General features: G+C 65.4%; 17 protein-coding genes. 10 read left to right on the top strand and 7 right to left on the bottom strand.

The window, feature by feature from the left end:
- Positions 1–28: 28 nt before the first annotated feature.
- Positions 29–1,519, bottom strand: a complete 1,491-nt coding sequence (locus QM712_RS10815) for an MFS transporter (RefSeq protein WP_415023087.1) — start codon at positions 1,517–1,519, stop codon at positions 29–31.
- Positions 1,520–1,674: 155 nt separating this feature from the next.
- On the opposite strand from QM712_RS10815, the gene QM712_RS10820 reads away from it, so the two are divergent.
- The 4 genes from QM712_RS10820 (at position 1,675) to QM712_RS10835 (ending at position 5,364) form a co-directional block, all read left to right on the top strand.
- On the top strand, positions 1,675–1,923 hold the full coding sequence (locus QM712_RS10820) for a hypothetical protein (protein WP_415023088.1): 249 nt from the start codon (positions 1,675–1,677) through the stop codon (positions 1,921–1,923).
- Positions 1,924–2,110: 187 nt separating this feature from the next.
- Positions 2,111–3,601 carry an IMP dehydrogenase gene (gene guaB, locus QM712_RS10825; RefSeq protein WP_415023089.1) on the top strand — a complete coding sequence of 497 codons (1,491 nt, stop codon included), beginning with the start codon at positions 2,111–2,113 and terminating at the stop codon, positions 3,599–3,601.
- Between the two features lie 304 nt (positions 3,602–3,905).
- A complete protein-coding gene (locus tag QM712_RS10830; RefSeq protein ID WP_415023090.1) occupies positions 3,906–4,928 on the top strand; it encodes an NADP-dependent oxidoreductase in 1,023 nt (340 codons plus the stop codon).
- A 139-nt stretch (positions 4,929–5,067) separates the two neighbouring features.
- Positions 5,068–5,364 carry a hypothetical protein gene (locus tag QM712_RS10835; RefSeq protein ID WP_415023091.1) on the top strand — a complete coding sequence of 99 codons (297 nt, stop codon included), beginning with the start codon at positions 5,068–5,070 and terminating at the stop codon, positions 5,362–5,364.
- A 6-nt stretch (positions 5,365–5,370) separates the two neighbouring features.
- On the opposite strand, the gene QM712_RS10840 is transcribed toward QM712_RS10835, so the two are convergent.
- Positions 5,371–6,213 carry a metallophosphoesterase family protein gene (locus QM712_RS10840; protein WP_415023222.1) on the bottom strand — a complete coding sequence of 281 codons (843 nt, stop codon included), beginning with the start codon at positions 6,211–6,213 and terminating at the stop codon, positions 5,371–5,373.
- 179 nt (positions 6,214–6,392) lie between these two features.
- Between QM712_RS10840 and QM712_RS10845 the strand changes: the two genes are divergently transcribed.
- Positions 6,393–6,815, top strand: a complete 423-nt coding sequence (locus tag QM712_RS10845; RefSeq protein WP_415023092.1) for an MAPEG family protein — start codon at positions 6,393–6,395, stop codon at positions 6,813–6,815.
- A gap of 80 nt (positions 6,816–6,895) precedes the next feature.
- A complete protein-coding gene (locus QM712_RS10850; protein ID WP_415023093.1) occupies positions 6,896–8,197 on the top strand; it encodes an RsmB/NOP family class I SAM-dependent RNA methyltransferase in 1,302 nt (433 codons plus the stop codon).
- Positions 8,198–8,443: 246 nt separating this feature from the next.
- Here QM712_RS10850 and QM712_RS10855 read toward each other — a convergent pair whose 3' ends face one another.
- The 3 genes from QM712_RS10855 to QM712_RS10865 all read right to left on the bottom strand — a co-directional run bounded on the left by QM712_RS10855 (position 8,444) and on the right by QM712_RS10865 (position 10,001).
- Positions 8,444–8,653 (bottom strand): cold-shock protein, encoded by a 210-nt coding sequence (locus QM712_RS10855; protein ID WP_415023223.1) that lies wholly within the window; start codon positions 8,651–8,653, stop codon positions 8,444–8,446.
- A 262-nt stretch (positions 8,654–8,915) separates the two neighbouring features.
- Positions 8,916–9,248, bottom strand: coding sequence for a DHCW motif cupin fold protein (locus QM712_RS10860; RefSeq protein WP_415023094.1), 333 nt, complete (start codon positions 9,246–9,248; stop codon positions 8,916–8,918).
- A 381-nt stretch (positions 9,249–9,629) separates the two neighbouring features.
- A complete protein-coding gene (locus tag QM712_RS10865; RefSeq protein WP_415023095.1) occupies positions 9,630–10,001 on the bottom strand; it encodes a nuclear transport factor 2 family protein in 372 nt (123 codons plus the stop codon).
- A 150-nt stretch (positions 10,002–10,151) separates the two neighbouring features.
- Between QM712_RS10865 and guaA the strand changes: the two genes are divergently transcribed.
- The 3 genes from guaA to QM712_RS10880 all read left to right on the top strand — a co-directional run bounded on the left by guaA (position 10,152) and on the right by QM712_RS10880 (position 14,060).
- A complete protein-coding gene (guaA, locus tag QM712_RS10870) occupies positions 10,152–11,750 on the top strand; it encodes a glutamine-hydrolyzing GMP synthase (protein ID WP_415023096.1) in 1,599 nt (532 codons plus the stop codon).
- Positions 11,751–11,806: 56 nt separating this feature from the next.
- A complete protein-coding gene (locus QM712_RS10875; protein WP_415023097.1) occupies positions 11,807–12,706 on the top strand; it encodes an HNH endonuclease in 900 nt (299 codons plus the stop codon).
- Between the two features lie 100 nt (positions 12,707–12,806).
- Positions 12,807–14,060, top strand: coding sequence for a serine hydrolase domain-containing protein (locus QM712_RS10880; protein WP_415023098.1), 1,254 nt, complete (start codon positions 12,807–12,809; stop codon positions 14,058–14,060).
- 22 nt (positions 14,061–14,082) lie between these two features.
- Here QM712_RS10880 and QM712_RS10885 read toward each other — a convergent pair whose 3' ends face one another.
- Both QM712_RS10885 and QM712_RS10890 read right to left on the bottom strand, forming a co-directional pair.
- On the bottom strand, positions 14,083–14,850 hold the full coding sequence (locus QM712_RS10885; RefSeq protein WP_415023099.1) for a hypothetical protein: 768 nt from the start codon (positions 14,848–14,850) through the stop codon (positions 14,083–14,085).
- Between the two features lie 336 nt (positions 14,851–15,186).
- Positions 15,187–16,734 (bottom strand): carboxylesterase/lipase family protein, encoded by a 1,548-nt coding sequence (locus QM712_RS10890; RefSeq protein WP_415023100.1) that lies wholly within the window; start codon positions 16,732–16,734, stop codon positions 15,187–15,189.
- Between the two features lie 113 nt (positions 16,735–16,847).
- Between QM712_RS10890 and QM712_RS10895 the strand changes: the two genes are divergently transcribed.
- Positions 16,848–17,657, top strand: coding sequence for an AraC family transcriptional regulator (locus QM712_RS10895; protein ID WP_415023101.1), 810 nt, complete (start codon positions 16,848–16,850; stop codon positions 17,655–17,657).
- The last annotated feature ends 37 nt before the right edge of the window (positions 17,658–17,694 follow it).

Below are 17,694 nucleotides of genomic sequence, written 5' to 3' on the forward strand. Positions count from 1 at the left end.
CAGGATGAGGGGCTTCACCTTGCGTCCTCTACCCCAGCCGCTGATCCCGGACGTCCTGCGTATCCTCGGTCGCGACCTTGACGGCGGCCTTGGCGGCGCCCTTGCCGGCGCCCTTGCGGCTGGCGATCTCCGTGACCTTGCGGCCGGAGATCTCGTGGCCGGCATCGGCCGGCATCTGCCAGAAGAAATAGCTCGATGCCGCCGAGGTCAGCGCGACCACGACGAAGGCCGGAGCGAACACGGTGGCGTTGAGCTCGCTGACATGGCTGAGCCACATCGTCGTCTCCACCGACGCTGCGCCGACGGCGACGCCGGCGGAGACCGCGAGTTGCTGGTTGACGCTGACGAGCGTCGTGGCACGGCTCATCTGCGCGGTCTCGACGTCGGCATAGGCGACGGTGTTGATCGCGGTGAATTCGAGCGAGCGGAAGAAGCCGCCGACCACCAGGATCACCATGATGATCAGCAGCGGCGTCGTCACCGTGAACAGCGCGCAGATGCCGAGGAAGAATGCGCTGACGACCGCATTCACTGTCATCAGGTTGCGGAAGCCGAAGGTCCGGATGATGCGCGCCGCCAGCGTCTTCATGCCCATGGCGCCGAGCGAGGAGGCGAAGGTGACGAGGCCGGAATGGAACGGGGTCAATCCGAACCCGATCTGCATCAGCAGCGGCAGCAGGAACGGCAGCGCGCCGATGCCGAGCCGGAACAGGAAGCCGCCGATCACGGCCGCGCGCAGCGTCGGCAGGTTCAGCAGCGAGAAGTCCAGCACCGGCGATCCGGTCCGCCGGGCATGCAGCACATAGAGCGTCATCGAGATCGATCCGCCCGCGATCAGGGCCACGATCGTGCTCCAGGGCAGAAGGTTGAGGCCGGCCACGGAGAGCCCGAACGCGATGCCCGCGAGGCCGATGCCGGCGAGCACCATGCCGTAGAGATCGAACGGCTCCGGCGTTTCGCTCTTGATGGGGTCGATGAACCGCAGGGCCATGAAGATGCCGAGCAGTCCGATCGGGATGTTGATCAGGAAGATCCAGTGCCACGACGCGTAGGTCGTGATGAAGCCGCCGAGCGGTGGCCCGATCACGGGGCCGATGAGGGCAGGGACCGTCACCCAGGCCATGGCGTTGACCAGCGCGCTCTTGTCGACCGAGCGGAGCAGCACGAGGCGGCCGACGGGCGTCATCATCGCCCCGCCCATTCCCTGCAGGATGCGCGCGAACACGAAGTCGGTGACGGAGGTCGACAGCGCGCAGCCGACCGAGCCCACCATGAACACGCCGACCGCGATCGCGAACACCATGCGTGCGCCGAAGCGGTCCGCGGTCCAGCCGCTGGCGGGGATGAACACCGCGAGCGACAGCAGATAGGAGGTGATCGCGAGCTTGAGCGTCAGCGGGCTGGTGCCGATGTCGGCCGCGATCGCCGGCAGCGAGGTGGCGATCACCGTCGAGTCCATGTTCTCCATGAACAGAGCGGTGGCCACGATCAGCGGAATGACGCGTTGCTTGTCGACCATGACAGATTGGTAATGGAAATCAGGAGGAAGGGCGAGACTTGCGGCTTATCACCGCCACCGGGCCGAGGCCATTGCGGATCGGCGCATAGCACCTAAATCCCGCGTAACAACGGTGTGACCCTCGTGGAGCGTGCACCGGGTGCCGGAGACAAGCGATGATCTATCTCCTTGCCGTGCTTCTGCCGCCGATCGGGCTGCTCCTCAACGGCCAGCCGTTTTCGGCGATCCTGAACCTGGTCCTGTGCGTCGTCTGCGCCGTTTTCGGCCTCGTCTTCCACGTCCTGCTGCTGGTCCCGTCGGCGCATGCCGTCATCGCGGTCCACATGAAGCGGGAGGACCGGCGGCACCGGGAGGTGGTCGATGCGATCCGCCGGCACGGGCCGCCGCCGGGCTATCCACGCTGAATTCGCCTAAAATGCCTGTGCATGGCTGGCCAGCGGCCCGAATTGCTTTGATTCGTCATCCGGCCGTGCTATCGACCCGCGTCAACCCCACTGATGGGCTCCGATTCTCCGGCGATGCCGCAAGGTACGTCGAGGGCGGCGCTCATCCATAGCTATTTGCGGCAGGGCCGCAGGAAGGAGTTGGCACATGGCCACGGTGCAACAAGGCATCCGCGAAGCCTTTACGTTCGACGACGTGCTGTTGAAGCCGGGTCTGTCGGACGTCATGCCGGGCGACGTCGACATCCGCTCCCGCGTCACCCGCGCCATCCCGCTGAACATCCCGATCATGGCCTCCGCCATGGACACGGTCACCGAGGCCCGCATGGCGATCGCCATGGCGCAGGCCGGCGGTCTCGGCGTCATCCACCGCAATTTCGATCCTGAGGGCCAGGCCGCGCAGGTGCGGCAGGTCAAGCGCTACGAGTCGGGCATGGTGGTGAACCCGCTCACCATCAGCCCCGAGGCCACGCTCGACGACGCGCTCAAGCTGATGAGCGATCACGGCATCTCCGGAATTCCCGTCGTCACCGGCGCCGGCAAGTCCACGCCGGGCAAGCTGGTCGGCATCCTCACCAACCGCGACGTGCGCTTCGCCACCGACCGGAGGCAGAAAGTCTCCGAGCTGATGACGCATGAGAACCTCGTCACGGTGCGCGAGAATGTCAGCCAGGACGAAGCCAAGCGGATGCTGCATCATCATCGCATCGAAAAGCTGGTCGTCGTCGACGATCAGTACCGCTGCGTCGGCCTGATCACGGTCAAGGACATCGAGAAGGCGGTCGCCCATCCGCTGGCCTGCAAGGACGCACAGGGGCGCCTCCGAGTCGCCGCCGCTACCACCGTCGGTGACACCGGCTTCGAGCGGACCGAGCGCCTGATCGATGCCGGCGTCGACCTCGTCGTCGTCGACACCGCGCACGGCCATTCCCGCCACGTGCTGCATGCGGTCAACCGTATCAAGCGTCTCTCCAACTCGGTGCAGGTCGTCGCCGGCAACGTCGCGACGGCTGAGGGCACGCAGGCCCTGATCGATGCCGGTGCCGACTGCATCAAGGTCGGCATCGGTCCGGGCTCGATCTGCACCACGCGCATCGTCGCCGGCGTCGGCGTACCGCAGCTCACCGCGATCATGGACGCGGTCGAAGCCGCGAAGAAGTCGAATATCCCCGTCATCGCCGATGGCGGCATCAAGTTCTCCGGCGATCTCGCCAAGGCGCTCGCCGCCGGTGCCGACGTCGCGATGGTCGGCTCGCTGCTGGCCGGCACCGACGAGACGCCCGGCGAAGTGTTCCTGTGGCAGGGCCGGTCCTACAAGGCCTATCGCGGCATGGGCTCGGTCGGCGCGATGGCGCGCGGCTCGGCCGACCGCTACTTCCAGCAGGACATCAAGGACTCCCTGAAGCTCGTGCCGGAAGGTATCGAGGGCCAGGTGCCCTACAAGGGCCCGGTCGGCAACGTCATGCACCAGCTCGCCGGTGGTCTCCGCGCTGCGATGGGTTACGTCGGCGCAAAGGACATGAACGAGCTGCACGAGAAGGCGCAGTTCGTCCGCATCACCGGCGCGGGCCTGCGCGAAAGCCACGTCCACGACGTCACCATCACGCGCGAAGCCCCGAACTATCCGGGCGGGGGCTAGTCGGCCACTGCTGCGACTGTCGTGATGGCCGGGCTCGTCCCGGCCATCAACGTCTTGGGTCCGTGGCATCGTGGATGCACCGACGAGCGCGGGCGTAACGACGGAGTATATGGCGCGGACGAGTCGTCGGGTTCGTTCGCTCCGCTCTCTTGCCCCGGACGCAGTGTCTCTTCGACGATGCACTGCAGAGCCGGGACACGAGATCAGCGCATGCGCTCCCGACCGTTCACTCCGCCGCTTTTGTGTTGACGCGACTGGATTGCTTCGCTTCGCTCGCAAGGACAGTGAAGTGGAGGAAGCCATCATGTCCCAAGGCAAACGCATCGTTCTCGCCGCGCGTCCCGTCGGCGAACCCAAGTCGTCCGATTTTCGCCTGGAGGAATTCGCGATTCCCTCGCCGGGCGCGGGTGAAGTCCTGCTGCGCACGATCTGGTTGTCGCTCGATCCCTACATGCGCGGGCGCATGAGCGACGGGCCGTCCTATGCCGCACCGGTGCCGGTCGGCGGGGTGATGGAAGGCGAGGCGGTCAGCGAGGTCGTAGCCTCCAGCAATCCGGATTTCGCCAAGGGCGACATCGTGCGCATCCGTTCCGGCTGGCAGACGCACGCGATCTCCAACGGCAAAGGCCTGATCAAGGTCGATCCGAAGCTCGGGCCGATCTCGACCTCGATCGGTGTGCTCGGCATGCCCGGCATGACCGCCTATACGGGCCTGCTCGACATCGGCAAGCCGCAGTCCGGCGAGACCGTCGTCGTCGCCGGCGCGTCCGGTGCGGTCGGCTCCGCCGTCGGCCAGATCGCGAAGATCAAGGGCGCCCGCGCGGTCGGCATCGCCGGCGGCAAGGACAAGTGCGACTACGTCGTGAGGGAGCTCGGCTTCGACGCGTGCATCGATCATCGCGATCCCGATCTCGCGGCGAAGCTGAAGGAAGCCTGCCCGAAGGGGATCGACGTCTATTTCGAGAATGTCGGCGGCGCCGTGTTCGAAGCCGTCTTCCCGCTGCTCAATCCGTTCGCGCGCGTGCCGGTCTGCGGCCTGATCGCGCACTACAACGACACCGAGGCCAAGCCGCCGAAATGGGCGAGCAGCATGATGCGCGCGACGCTGACCAAGCGGCTGACCTTCCGCGGCTTCATCGTCTCCGACTTCGCCAACCGCCATGGTGACTTCCTGCGCGACATGTCCGGCTGGGTCCGCGAAGGCAAGGTCAAGTACAAGGAGTTCGTCACCGAGGGCCTGGAAAGCGCGCCCGGCGCGTTCATCGGGCTGCTGAAGGGTGCCAATTTCGGCAAGCAGCTCGTCCGGGTCGGACCGGACAAGGCCTAGCCGGGGCTCCCGGCCCGGCGATGGTTAAGAAAGAGTCACCGATCGGCCACACCTGTCCGCAAAAGCCGCAGGTGTGATCGACGGTTCATTGACGGGTCGGCGAAGGCATTGAATCATCGCGCTTATTTTAGGTGCGATGATGTTAGAGACGGTTATTTTCTGCGTAATCCTGCTGGCCGGCGGCTATTGGGCCACCATGTTCGTCATGGGGCGCCGTGACGACGTCATCCATGGCAAATTCGTCCATGCCGAAGAGGAGGGCGGGTTCGTGGTGCCTTCGATGCCGATGCCTCCGCCGCCATTCCCCAGGCGTCCCGTCAGGGCCGACAGGCCTGCCGGTGCCCAGGCGACCGGCGAGGCGGCCAAGCCGGTCAGCAGCGAGGCCCTGCAATCCCTGCTCGCCGCCATCCAGCAGGACCTCAAGAACGTCGCCTGAGCCGCGCTAATGCGCGCCGCCCATCTGGGCGAAGAGCTCCTCGATATCGACATCGACCTGTCCGGCCGCCCTGACGTGACGGACCTCGAGGCTGTCGGGCTGGAAGCGGTACTCGACGAGTCCGACCTCCTTGAGCGCGATCCGGTCCTGGCGCGCGTCGTTGATCTTGAAGCCGGCCGACGGCGCCCAGACGTGGCGCGTGTGGCGATACGTGAAGTCGCGGCGCTGGTGCACGTGGCCGCTGGCGATCAGCCGCAGGTCGGTGGTCGCGAGCATCTCGATCAATCGCGCGCGTGCGGGCTGCGGCACGTAGCGGATCGAGGTCTCCGGCGTTTCGGGATCGCCGGGCTCGTTGAGGAACACAGGCTTATGCAGGAACAGCGCGACCGGTCTGCCGCTCGCACGCGCGATCTCGGAAGCGAGCCAGTCGAACTGCTCGGCCTCGAAGGGCAGCCCCGAATTCATCATCAGCGCGTTGAGGCCGATGAAGGACCAGCCGGCCGCCTCGAACGACCAATGATCTTCGCCGATCACGGCGCGGAATTGCTGGCGGTGCGTTTCCTCGACCGGCGGTTTGGGCACGGGGCCGATCGCGGTCGGATTGTCGCCGATGTCGTGATTGCCGGGCAGGTAGCGGCAGGCGACGGGCAGGGCGTCGTGCAGGCTCTTCGCGAACACGACGTCGTCGCGGCTCGTGGGGCCGTCGAACGACACATCGCCGGTGTTGACGACGAGATCGGGCCTGTTCGCGTCGATATGTTCGCTGACCGCATGGAAGTTCGCGATCAGGCCGGGAAAGCGCCGGCCGAGATGGGTGTCGGAAATCTGGGTCAGCCGGAATTCGGACATGGCTGCAGCATAGTCCGCCCAGGCGTCGGAACAATGACGGCGTGCGTCGAGGCCGAAATCGCTTTGAATTTCGATATTTGCCCGCAGGACCGGAAACTCCGGTTCAACGAGTTGATTGTCAGGACAAGGAGTCGCCGCTAATGACGGCCGGCGGCATTTCGCCACCCGGGAAAGTTCCGATGTCCGTTCAAATGGTTTTGCTGCCGGTCTTCGTGCAGGTTGGGCTCACCCTGGCCCTGCTGATCGGCATGGTGTTCGCGCGGCGCAGGACGCTGGTCTCGGGCCAGACCAGGATCCGCGACATCGCGCTGGGCGAGCCGAACTGGCCGAAGGACGCCACACAAATCGCCAATTGCTACCGCAACCAGTTCGAACTGCCGGTGCTGTTCTATGTCCTGATCGCGCTGGCGCTGCCGCTGCGCCATGCCGATCTCTTCATCGTGCTGATGTCCTGGGTGTTCGTGGTGACGCGCTTCGCTCATGCGGGCGTGTTCGTCACCTCGAACGATCTCGGCCGGCGCTCGGTGGTCTGGCTCGCCGGTGTGCTCGTGCTGCTGGCGATGTGGATCTACTTCGCACTGAAGATCCTGTTGCTGATCTGACCCGCGCGCGAATGCGCAATCGCAGGAACTCGGAGCGTGGTCCTGGGATCGCGCTCTCCGATTTGATTTGAAAGATACAAATGACCCCCGCTGCCCGGCTGTCCGCGGCCATCGAACTGATCGACACCATCGAAAAAGACCGCGTGCCTGCGGCCAAGGCGCTGAAGGAGTGGGGCACCGCGCACCGCTTCGCCGGCTCCGGTGACCGCGCGGCGATCGCCGGCCTCGTCTGGGACGTGCTGCGCCGCTATGCCTCGAGCGCGTATCTGATGGAGGACGACACCGCGCGGGCGCGGCTGATCGGCATGCTCCGTCTCGAGCGCGGCATGGATACGCCCACGATGGCCGCGCTGTTCGACGGGAACCGGTTCGCGCCGTCGCCGCTGACGGATGCCGAACAGTCGGCGCTCGCCTCGCGATCCCTGAAGGATGCTCCGGCGGCGGTGGCCGGCGATTATCCGGAATGGCTCGACCCGCATCTGGCAAAGATGTTCGGTGAGGACCGCGCCGCGGAGGCGGCCGCGATGGCGAGCCGGGCGCCCCTGGACCTGCGCGTCAACACGCTGAAATCCAATCGCGACAAGGTGCTGCGCGCGCTTGCTCATCTTCATGCGAAACCGACGCCGTGGTCGGCGACCGGCCTGCGCATCGAGCTGTCGGCCGATGCACGCAATCCCGGCATCCAGGCCGAAGAGGATTTCATCAAGGGCGGCATCGAGGTGCAGGACGAAGGCTCGCAGCTTGCGGCCGCCTTCACCGCGGCCAAGCCGGGCGAGCAGGTGATCGACCTCTGTGCGGGCGCCGGTGGCAAGACGCTGGCGCTCGCCGCGCTGATGCAGGGCAAGGGACGCTTGATTGCGACCGACCGCGACAAGCGCCAGCTCGCGCCGATCCACGAGCGGCTCTCGCGCGCCGGCGTCCACAATGCCGACATCCGGACGCCCAAGGGCGAAGCCGACCCGCTGGCCGACATCCGCGCCTCGGCCGATCTCGTCGTCATCGACGCGCCCTGCACCGGAACCGGCACCTGGCGCCGCAACCCCGACGCCAAATGGCGCATGCGCCCAGGCGCGCTGGGGATCCGCCTGAAGGACCAGGCCGAGGTGCTGGAGCGCGCCGTTCCGCTGGTGAAGGCGGGCGGCCGCATCGCCTACATCACCTGCTCGGTGCTGTCAGAGGAGAATGGCGAGCAGGTGAGGGCCTTCGTTGCCCGGCACCCCGAGTTCTCGGCCGTGTTTCCCGAGCAGACCGCCAGCGTGCTCTGGGACAAGGCTGAGGCCTTCGCGCAAGCCGCGCTGCAGTCCCCGGAAGGCTGGCTGATGACGCCGCGCCGCACGGGCACGGACGGGTTCTTCGTCTCGGTGCTGAAGAAGGCGGGCTGATCTTCCGCCGGCATCATTGCGGGGCGCCCGTAACGCTAGCCCGGATTCCGTCGCGCGGCGCTGCCGGCGTATCCATCCGGGCTCTCGCTTCCTCCTTCGCTCTTCCAGCTGCGGCGGACACGTTGCGAGCTCGGGAACGGAGGGATGGGCCCCAAACAAAAACCCCGCGGACCGATCCCGGTCGCGGGGCTTGATCAATTGCGCTCTGCCGGTACGTCCGTGGTCAGAGCGCTCTGGCGCTGGCTGTTAGCCGACGCGGAGATTATCGGCCGAGGACTTGCCGCTGCGGCGGTCGGCGACGATGTCGAACGAGACCTTCTGGCCCTCGTTGAGGGTGCTGAGGCCGGCGCGCTCGACGGCGCTGATGTGAACGAAAACGTCCTTTGCGCCGTCATCCGGCTGGATGAAACCATAACCCTTTTGAGTATTGAACCACTTCACGGTGCCCATTGCCATGGGAATGTCCTTTAATTGAGAGAGTACGCACGCGGACCGGTACGCGTCTCTGCGCCCATAGCCCTGATGAGTCGATGTTTTGGAGAAATCATCTGAAGCGTGCGCGCCTGTCTGAAACGAGGCGAAGCGGCCCAGTCGTTCGGCCAAGTATCGATCGTTGTCATATACAGGGATATTGGGGCCACTTCAAGGCACCACCCGCTGATCGCGATGGCGCGTCGCGATGCTATCCTGCGCTGCAATTTCGCCTTCGCCGGCCGCGTCAATCGACGATGAAAAGCGTCGCGCCCGTCGCTGTCGAGGAGCGGTGCGCGGCATCCCCGAAATCCGAAACCTGGTAGCTCATGCCCGGCATCAGCCGGAATTTGCGCCCGTCGCGCAGCTCGGTGTCGAGCTCGCCCTGCAGCACGTAGAGCACGTGCCCCCGGTCGCACCAATGGTCGGCGAGATAGCCCGGTGAGTACTCGACCATCCGCACGCGGAGATCGCCGATGTTCAGCGTCCGCCACAAGGCCTGTCCGGTCTCGCCGGGATGCACGGTCGCCTCGACCTTGCTCCAGTCGGTGACGGTGAAAGGGGAGGTCGGGAGTTTCATGGCGGAGGTCCTTGATACGCTTGGCGGGGCCGTTTCGCGTTCTCGTTTGGGGACGTTTTCGCGAGCGCACCGCCAACATACTCCGTCATTGCGAGCGCAGCGAAACAATCCAGAGTGTACCCGTTGAGGGATTTCCGGATTGCTTCACGGAGCCTGTCATCGGACGCGATGCGCGGACCCGTCGGCTCGCGATGACGATGTGGACGCAGTCGCTCTCCAGCTGCCACTGTCATCGCCCGCGAAGGCGGGCGATCCAGTACGCCGAGACGCTTGTCGTCGACGGAGAGTCCGCGGCGTACTCGCTTTCGCGGGGAATGACAGCGGCGGGTAGCGACGCTGCCGGTGCACGACACGTTCGCGCAAACTTCGCCGCCGCAAGCGTCAATGCGGCGGATGGTTCGCCGAACCTTGCACGATCAGCCCGGCCTCGTTCACCCGCAGATATTCGCAGATCCGTTTTCCGCGCTCGTTCTCGTAGAACACCACGACGCTGTCCGGGCTGACGAACAGGTCGATCAGCGTGAAGTGCAGGTCCGGCAGCAGGCCGAGTGCCTTGCCCCAATAGGCGCGCAAGGCGTCCTTGCCGCGCACCGTGCCGCTCGCGTCGAACCCCATCGCCGGGATGCGGTCGGAGGTCATCACGGCGGCATCGTCGTACAGCCTGAGCACGCGTTCGAGGTCGCGCCCGTTCCAGGCCGCGACCCAGGTGCGGCCGAGGTCGGCGAGTTCTGACGGCGGGTGGTGCGTTGTCATGGCGTTCTCCCTGACTGGCCCGCCTTTTCCACGGCGGAGCAAATTAGGTCAATAATACTGACATATATGCATTTGTCCATGCCCAAAGAAGAATGTGGGCGCGCCGCCCGCGCGGTTGCGGGAAAAGCCCCCGTCGCGTATCTGCTGGCCATGACAGCAGCACAGAACGACCGCTCCGCGTCGACGCCCTCCGTGGCCTCGGCGCATGACAAGATTCTCATCGTCGACTTCGGCAGCCAGGTGACGCAGCTCATCGCGCGTCGCGTGCGCGAGGACGGAGTCTATTGCGAGATCGTCCCGTTCAACAAGGCGGACAGCGCCTTCAGGGAGATGAAGCCCAAAGCGGTGATCCTCTCCGGGGGGCCTGCCTCGGTGCTCGACGACAACGCGCCGTCCGTGCCGCTGCCGATCCTCACCGCGGGCGTGCCGGTGCTCGGCATCTGCTACGGCGAGCAGACCATGGCGCAGCAACTCGGCGGCACCGTCGAGGCCGGCCATCACCGCGAGTTCGGCCGCGCCACCATCGAGGTCACAGACGACTGCGCGCTGTTCGAGGGCGTCTGGGAGAAGGGCGGCCGCTACGACGTCTGGATGAGCCATGGTGACCGCGTCACCAAGCTGCCCGACGGCTTCCGCGGCGTCGCGAAGGCGCAGGGATCGCCGATCTCCGTGATCGCCGACGACAAGCGCAGATTCTACGCGATGCAATTCCACCCCGAGGTGGTGCACACGCCCGATGGCGCGAAACTCATCCGCAATTTCGTGCGCAAGATCGCCGGCCTCACCGGTGACTGGACCATGCGCGCCTTCCGCGAGGAGGAGATCCAGAAGATCCGCCAGCAGGTCGGCAAGGGCAAGGTGATCTGCGGGCTCTCCGGCGGCGTCGATTCCGCCGTCGCGGCCGTGCTGATCCACGAGGCCATCGGCGAGCAGCTCACCTGCGTCTTCGTCGACCATGGCCTGCTCCGCCTCGACGAAGCCAAGACCGTGGTCGACCTGTTCCGCCACCACTACAACATCCCGCTCGTGCACGTGGATGCCTCCAAGCAGTTCCTCGGCGAGCTCGAAGGCGTCACCGACCCCGAGACGAAGCGCAAGACCATCGGCCGCCTCTTCATCGAGGTGTTCGAGCAGGAGGCCAAGAAGATCGGCGGCGCCGACTTCCTGGCGCAAGGCACGCTGTATCCCGACGTGATCGAGAGCGTCTCCTTCACCGGCGGACCCTCGGTGACGATCAAGTCGCACCACAATGTCGGCGGACTCCCTGAGCGGATGAACATGAAGCTCGTCGAGCCTCTGCGCGAGCTGTTCAAGGACGAGGTGCGCAAGCTCGGGCGCGAGCTCGGCCTGCCCGAGATATTCGTCGGCCGCCACCCGTTCCCGGGCCCTGGCCTCGCCATCCGCTGTCCCGGCGACATCACCCGCGACAAGCTCGACATCCTGCGCCAGGCCGATGCCGTCTACATCGACCAGATCCGCAAGCACGGCCTCTACGACGACATCTGGCAGGCCTTCGCCGTGCTGCTCCCCGTCAAGACCGTCGGCGTCATGGGCGACGGCCGCACCTACGACTACGTCGTCGGCCTGCGCGCCGTCACGTCAACGGACGGCATGACCGCGGACTTCTACCAGTTCGACATGAAGTTCCTGGGCGAGACCGCCACGCGCATCATCAACGAGGTGAAGGGCGTGAACCGGGTCGTGTACGACGTGACGAGCAAGCCGCCGGGGACGATCGAGTGGGAGTAGGGGCTGCGCCGGATCAATCTCCGCCGAGGCTCTGGAGAGGCGGCGCCAGATAGATCATGGGCTTCGGAGTATTCATCCATCGGTCGGACTCGATCTACGATGACAGCCCCGCTGAACGATATCAATTTCCCAGTCAGTATCTCCGCCGCGTCGAAGCGTGTATCGGTGATTGGATCATCTATTACGAGCCGAGCAAGGTAGCCGAGACGCGCGGCTACTTTGCCATCGCCCGGGTTCAGCGGGTTATTCCCGATCCCTCGGCTCCAGGCATGTATCTCGCTTTGATAGAGCCCGGAAGTTACCTCGATTTTGCCAATCCGGTTCCTTTCAACGGATCGACTGGTCCCGTGGAGCGCGGCGTCCTGAACGAGCAGGGACGAATTTCAGGACGCGCTCAGTCGGCCGTGCGTCCGATCTCTCCCGATGATTTCAATAGAATCTGCGAACTTGGCTTGGCGGAGGATTCGCCGCTGCTTCCGCGACGCGATGACGACGTGCGGCCGTTCGACCTGAACGAGGAGCAGGCGCCGTTCCGCTTCGAGCAGCAGCGCGACCGCGTGAGTCTGACCGTGTCCAGGATTGTACGCGATCGCGTTTTTCGGCGCATTGTGCTGCGTGCCTATGACGAGCGCTGTGCTATTACCGGACTGAAGCTCATCAACGGAATGGGACGTACGGAAGTTGCAGCCGCTCACATCCGGCCTGTCGAGGCCCACGGGCCTGACATCGTCAGCAACGGCATCGCTCTTTCGGGCACCGCGCATTGGATGTTCGATCGTGGCCTCATCAGCCTGGCGGATAATTTGCAGATCTTGATTTCGCGCCAGGCAAACGATCCGGACGGAGTGCGGTCGATCATCAACAAGACGGGACTCGCGCTTGCACCGCTGCGCAAGTCGGATCATCCGCATCCGCATTTCCTGCAGTGGCACCGCGAGCATTGCTTCAAGCAATAGAACTAGATGCTTCCGACGATCAGACCAGCGTAAACGTCGGATCTCGCTTGCGTCCCGTCATGCTACGAAATCCGGCCCATCGTTTCCGGAGCTAGCTTGCATGTCCGACGCGCCCTCCGCCGCCCAGCCATCCGCCGCCGCCACCGATCCCGAAACTCTCGGCTGGATGCGCGGCTTCCCGCCGGCCCCCGACCGCACCATCACCTTCCATGACGGCTCGTTCCGCAGCTTCCCCGAACTGCGCTGGGCGTGGAGCAACATCCGCCAGTTGGTGCCGACGGTGAACGTCTGGCGCGGGGCGGGGCCGGCGTCGCCGCTTCAGCGCGCGGAGCAGGACATCGGCGCGGTCGCCTCGACCACGATGGACGGGCGGCCCATGACCTTCGCGCAGATGCTGGAGGAGACTTGCACCGACGGCATCGCGGTGCTGCATCGGGGCAAGTTGATCTACGAGCGTTACTTCGGTGCGTTGAAGCCGCACAAGCCGCACATCGCGATGTCGGTGACGAAGTCGTTCACCGGCACGCTCGCCGGCATCCTGATCGCGGAAGGCCGGATCGATCCGCAGGCGCCGATCACGGACTACGTGCCGGAGCTGAAGGCGAGCGCGTTCGGCGATGCGCGCGTGCACGAGGCCATGGATATGACCACGGGCCTTCTCTACACGGAGGTCTATACCGACAGGAATTCGGATGTGTGGGGGCTGCGGCGCGCCAACGGCATGGCGCCGATCCCGCCCGACTATGACGGTGCGACCAACATTTTCGATTTCCTCGTCGCGCAGAAGAAGCAGGGCGAGCACGGCAAGGCCTTCGCCTACAAGACCGTCAATTCCGACGTGCTGGCCTGGATCGTCAGGCGCGCGAGCGGCATGACGCTGTCCGACCTGCTCTCCGAGCGCATCTGGCAGCCGATCGGCGCCGAGGAGGACGCGCATTATCACGTCGACCGCATCGGTACCGAGAGCGGCGGTGGCGGCCTGTCCACGACCTTGCGCGATCTCGCCCGTTTCGGAGAGACCATCCGCAACCACGGCCGCTTCAACGGCCGCCAGATCGTGCCGTCCTCGGTGGTCGAGGACATCGCGCGCGGCGGCGATCCCGAGAAGTTCAAGCCGGCCGGCTACACCACGCTGCCCGGCGCGTCCTACCGCAATCAATGGTGGGTCACGCACAACGCGCACGGCGCCTACATGGCGCGCGGCGTTCACGGGCAGGGCATCTACATTGATCCTAAAGCGGAGATGGTGATCGCGCGCTACGCCTCGCACCCCGTGGCGGGCAATGCCGCCAACGATCCCGTGACGCTGCCCGCCTACATGGCGCTGGCGAAGGAGTTGATGGCGGGCGGCTGAGCTCGGTCCGGTCCGTCGCCGGCTAGTCGCGCATCTTCCGCGCGGGCCAGAGCTTGCGCAGGTGCGCCACCGACGAGATGCGCGGGACGGGTAGAGATCCGACGGCGTCCTTCGCCGCGGCTTTCGACAGGATGTCCTCGACATCCCCGGCGATAGCCGTAGTGCGCTGCGCGAGATCCGGCGTGTGCGCGCGCATGTGGTGTCGCAGAAACGATGCGTGCATCGAGTTGATCAGGGCCTGGGATTCATAGTGCAGGGAGAACTGCCATTCCGGGTTTGCGATCAGCATCTCGTTGAGAAGGCCCTGATCGTCGATCCGCAGGTCGATGTCGGGCCATGCGTCGGTCAGGAATTCCTGCCGTGCGAAAACGCTCTCGTGTCCGGCGATCCAGGTCTCGACCAGCTTGCGCGTGAGCGGATGGCCTGCGTTCAGGAGGAAGACGCCGGCGTTGACGTCCCAATAGGGCGCCAGGCCGCTGACGCGCACGAAGATGCCGGCCAGTGTTTGGTAGGTTGCGAGATAGCCGGCGATGGGAAAGTCGAGATTGTGGATATAGGCATCGGCGTCCATGTAGATCAGCCAGCCATTGTAGCCGCCGTCGAGAAGCTCCTTGATCATGTAGATGCGGTTGTAGGTCGAATGCCAGGACCAGAGGCCGCGCTTGACGCCGACGAAACCCTCGTAGGCGAGCGCCTGCCTGCGGCAGAACTCACGTGCGGTCCGCGACGTCGCGTTGAAGATGGGAAGATAGTCGGACTGGTCGCTGGTCTGAAGCACGGTCACTTGCATCTGATGATTCCATCATCTGCCGTCGGCCTGAAATTCGCGCGGCGTCAATATTCGATAGGCCGATCGGCGCGCGCGTGTTCGCCGCGAGCCGCTCGGCCGAAGTCCCCATCGGATGTCGTCGGTGTCGTGCAGGCTTGAAATCGGGCCTGCCGGAGAAAAATCGGGCGAATGAATAAAGTCTGCCGGCAGTCAACCAGAAAGCGTTTCGGTTGGCCAGCACTTCTCACATACGTTGCTGAAGGGAACGCGTAAGCCGGCGGGTAAGTCCAAGTGCGATGACGCTGCCGGCCTATGTGGTTCCGACGAATCCGCCGTTCGCGCGCGGCTGCAGGTCCCTCAATGCGCGTCGCGCCATCTCATCGGCAGCACGCCGTCCTGCCGGAAGCTGTCGAGGAAGCGGAAGCGGGCGGCCTGCGGGTTGGGGCCGGCTGCGATCGTTGGGCCGATGATCTGTACGATGTCGTTCTGGTCGTAGGCGGGCCAGGTCGGCAGGCCCGCGCCGTTGGGATCGCCGTTCGTCGCGAAGTTCACCCAATAATCCATCAGCGTCCGCGCCAGCGCGCGATCCTGTTCGGCCGGCGGAGTCGTGCTGCCGACGATCTGTTGCGGCGTGAGCGTGCCGAATACGAACGGGATCTCGGTGACGTGCGAGGCGATCGGCGTATAGGGCGACGTGTAGCCGAACAGGTAGCCATAGACGGGTGCCCGCGCCGTATGCCGGTGCAGCTGCAGCCACTGCCAACACTGCTCGCTGATCACGGTGTCGCCCGTGAGCGCGGCTGCCGACGCCTTCGCTTCCGCGTCGGTCTCGGCGGGATAGACCTTCCGGAATTCGGCCATGCGGTCCTGGCCGAACATCTCGGCGGCGGCCGCGAGGAAGGTCTCCGCCGATTGGTCGGGAAGCGATTGCGCAGCGAAAGGGAATTCCTCGGCGGTGTTCCAGCCCGCCAAGAGGGGGATGCGCATCTGTTCACCGTGCAGGAAGCGCCGGGCCGGCACATCGTGCACGACATGACGGTCGATGCTCGGCGAGAATGCGCCGACGACGGGACTGCTCTGGAAGCTCCACGGCGCCGCTGCGTTCAACGCCGCCGCTGGCATGGCACGCAAGGCGGCGATCGACGCATCGCCCTGTCGTCGCGCGAACGCGAGACCGCGTGCCCGGGCTTCTTCGAAGCCCTGAAGCGGCCCGTGCCTGCCGTCCCAGAAGGCGCCGCTCTGTCCGATCGCCTTGTGAAACAGTCCGTGCGCGAGCGGGGAAGCCATCAGGAGTCCGACGGCCATCGCGCCGGCGGATTCACCGAACAAGGTGACGTTGTCGGGATCTCCGCCGAAGCCGGCGATGTTGGCCTTGACCCAGCGCAGCGCCATTAGCTGGTCCTGAAGGCCGTAATTGCCGGACGGTGCGTCCCGGTCGAGATCGGGATGGGCGAGGAAGCCGAAGATGCCGAGGCGATAGTTGAGGCTGACGACGACGACCCCCTTGGCGGCCAGGGCGCCGCCATCTGTCGCCGGGTTCGCCGAGGAGCCGAATTGAAAGCCGCCGCCATGGATCCACACCATCACGGGCCGCTTCTCGTCCGCCCGCTTCGCCGCGGTCCAGACATTGAGATAAAGGCAATCCTCGTCGCGCGGTCCCGGCCGGTGGTCGTTCTCGAGCGACGACAGACAGCCCGCGCCGAAGACCAACGCGTCGCGTACGCCGTGCCAGGGCTCCGGCGGTCGCGGCGCGCACCAGCGCAGATATCCGACGGGCGGCGCCGCGTAGGGAATGCCCTTGAAGGCCAGTACGCCGCTTGCATCGCGCTGCAGACCGCGCACGGGGCCGGCCTGCGTGTGAACCAGCCGTGTCAGGTCGGCCGTCAGGGTCGTGAAGTCGTCCATGGTCGCAGCTCCTGATCGCGTCAGCGGGCGGGAGATTTCTGATGGTAACCTATCGACAATCGGCTTTGCTGAATTTAGATATTTCGTCATTCGGTTGCTAAAAACGGGCAAGCATGCGGCAGCCCCTTCGCTTTCCATGGCCGAACCTCGATGTGGATGATCTCTCCGCGCCGGTCATCGCCGTGCGCGTCGACGTCACCGGGACGAGGGCGGAGGTGCCCGATCATCGGCACCGCAAGGCGCAGCTCGTCTTCGCCTCGGGAGGCGGCGTCACATGTCGCGTCCCCAGCGGCCTGTGGATGGTGCCGCCCCATTGCGCGGTGTGGGTGCCCGGAGGCATGCAGCACAGCAATCTTGCGACGGCCAATGCCCGGCTGTTTTTCGTCTACATCGAGCCGGAACTCGTCGATCTGCCGGATCGATGCTGCACGCTGTCGATCTCGCCGCTGCTGCGTGAACTGATCGTCGAGTTATCCGACCAGGCCGCCGATGACGGCGACAGGGCGGACCTGCTGGCGCGTGTTCTCCTGCGCGAGCTGCCGCGCATGCCGGTCCAGCAGCTGCATCTGCCGCTCTCGTCAGAGCCGCGATTGAAGCGGATCGCCGCAGCGCTGGCGGACAATCCTTCCGACCGCAGGACCCTGGGAGAATGGGCCGGTATCGTCGCCCTCAGCGAAAGCAGCCTGGCAAGGCTCATCGTCAGGGAGACCGGGTTGACCTTCGGGCGCTGGCGCCAGCAACTGCACCTGATCGTTGCCCTGCGCGAGCTGACATCCGGCGCGAGCGTGCAGCAGGTCTCAGCCGACCTCGGCTATGAATCCGTCGCGGCCTTCATCACCATGTTCAAGAAGGCACTTGGCAAGCCGCCGGCAAAATACCTGAGCAGCATTGCGCGTGAGGCTGGTTCCGCGATTGCCGACTGACGAGCGAAGGACGTACTCGGGACGCCCGCTTCGCGCT

This window comes from Bradyrhizobium sp., assembly GCF_047605465.1.
In the GTDB taxonomy this organism is placed as follows: Bacteria; Pseudomonadota; Alphaproteobacteria; order Rhizobiales; family Xanthobacteraceae; genus Bradyrhizobium.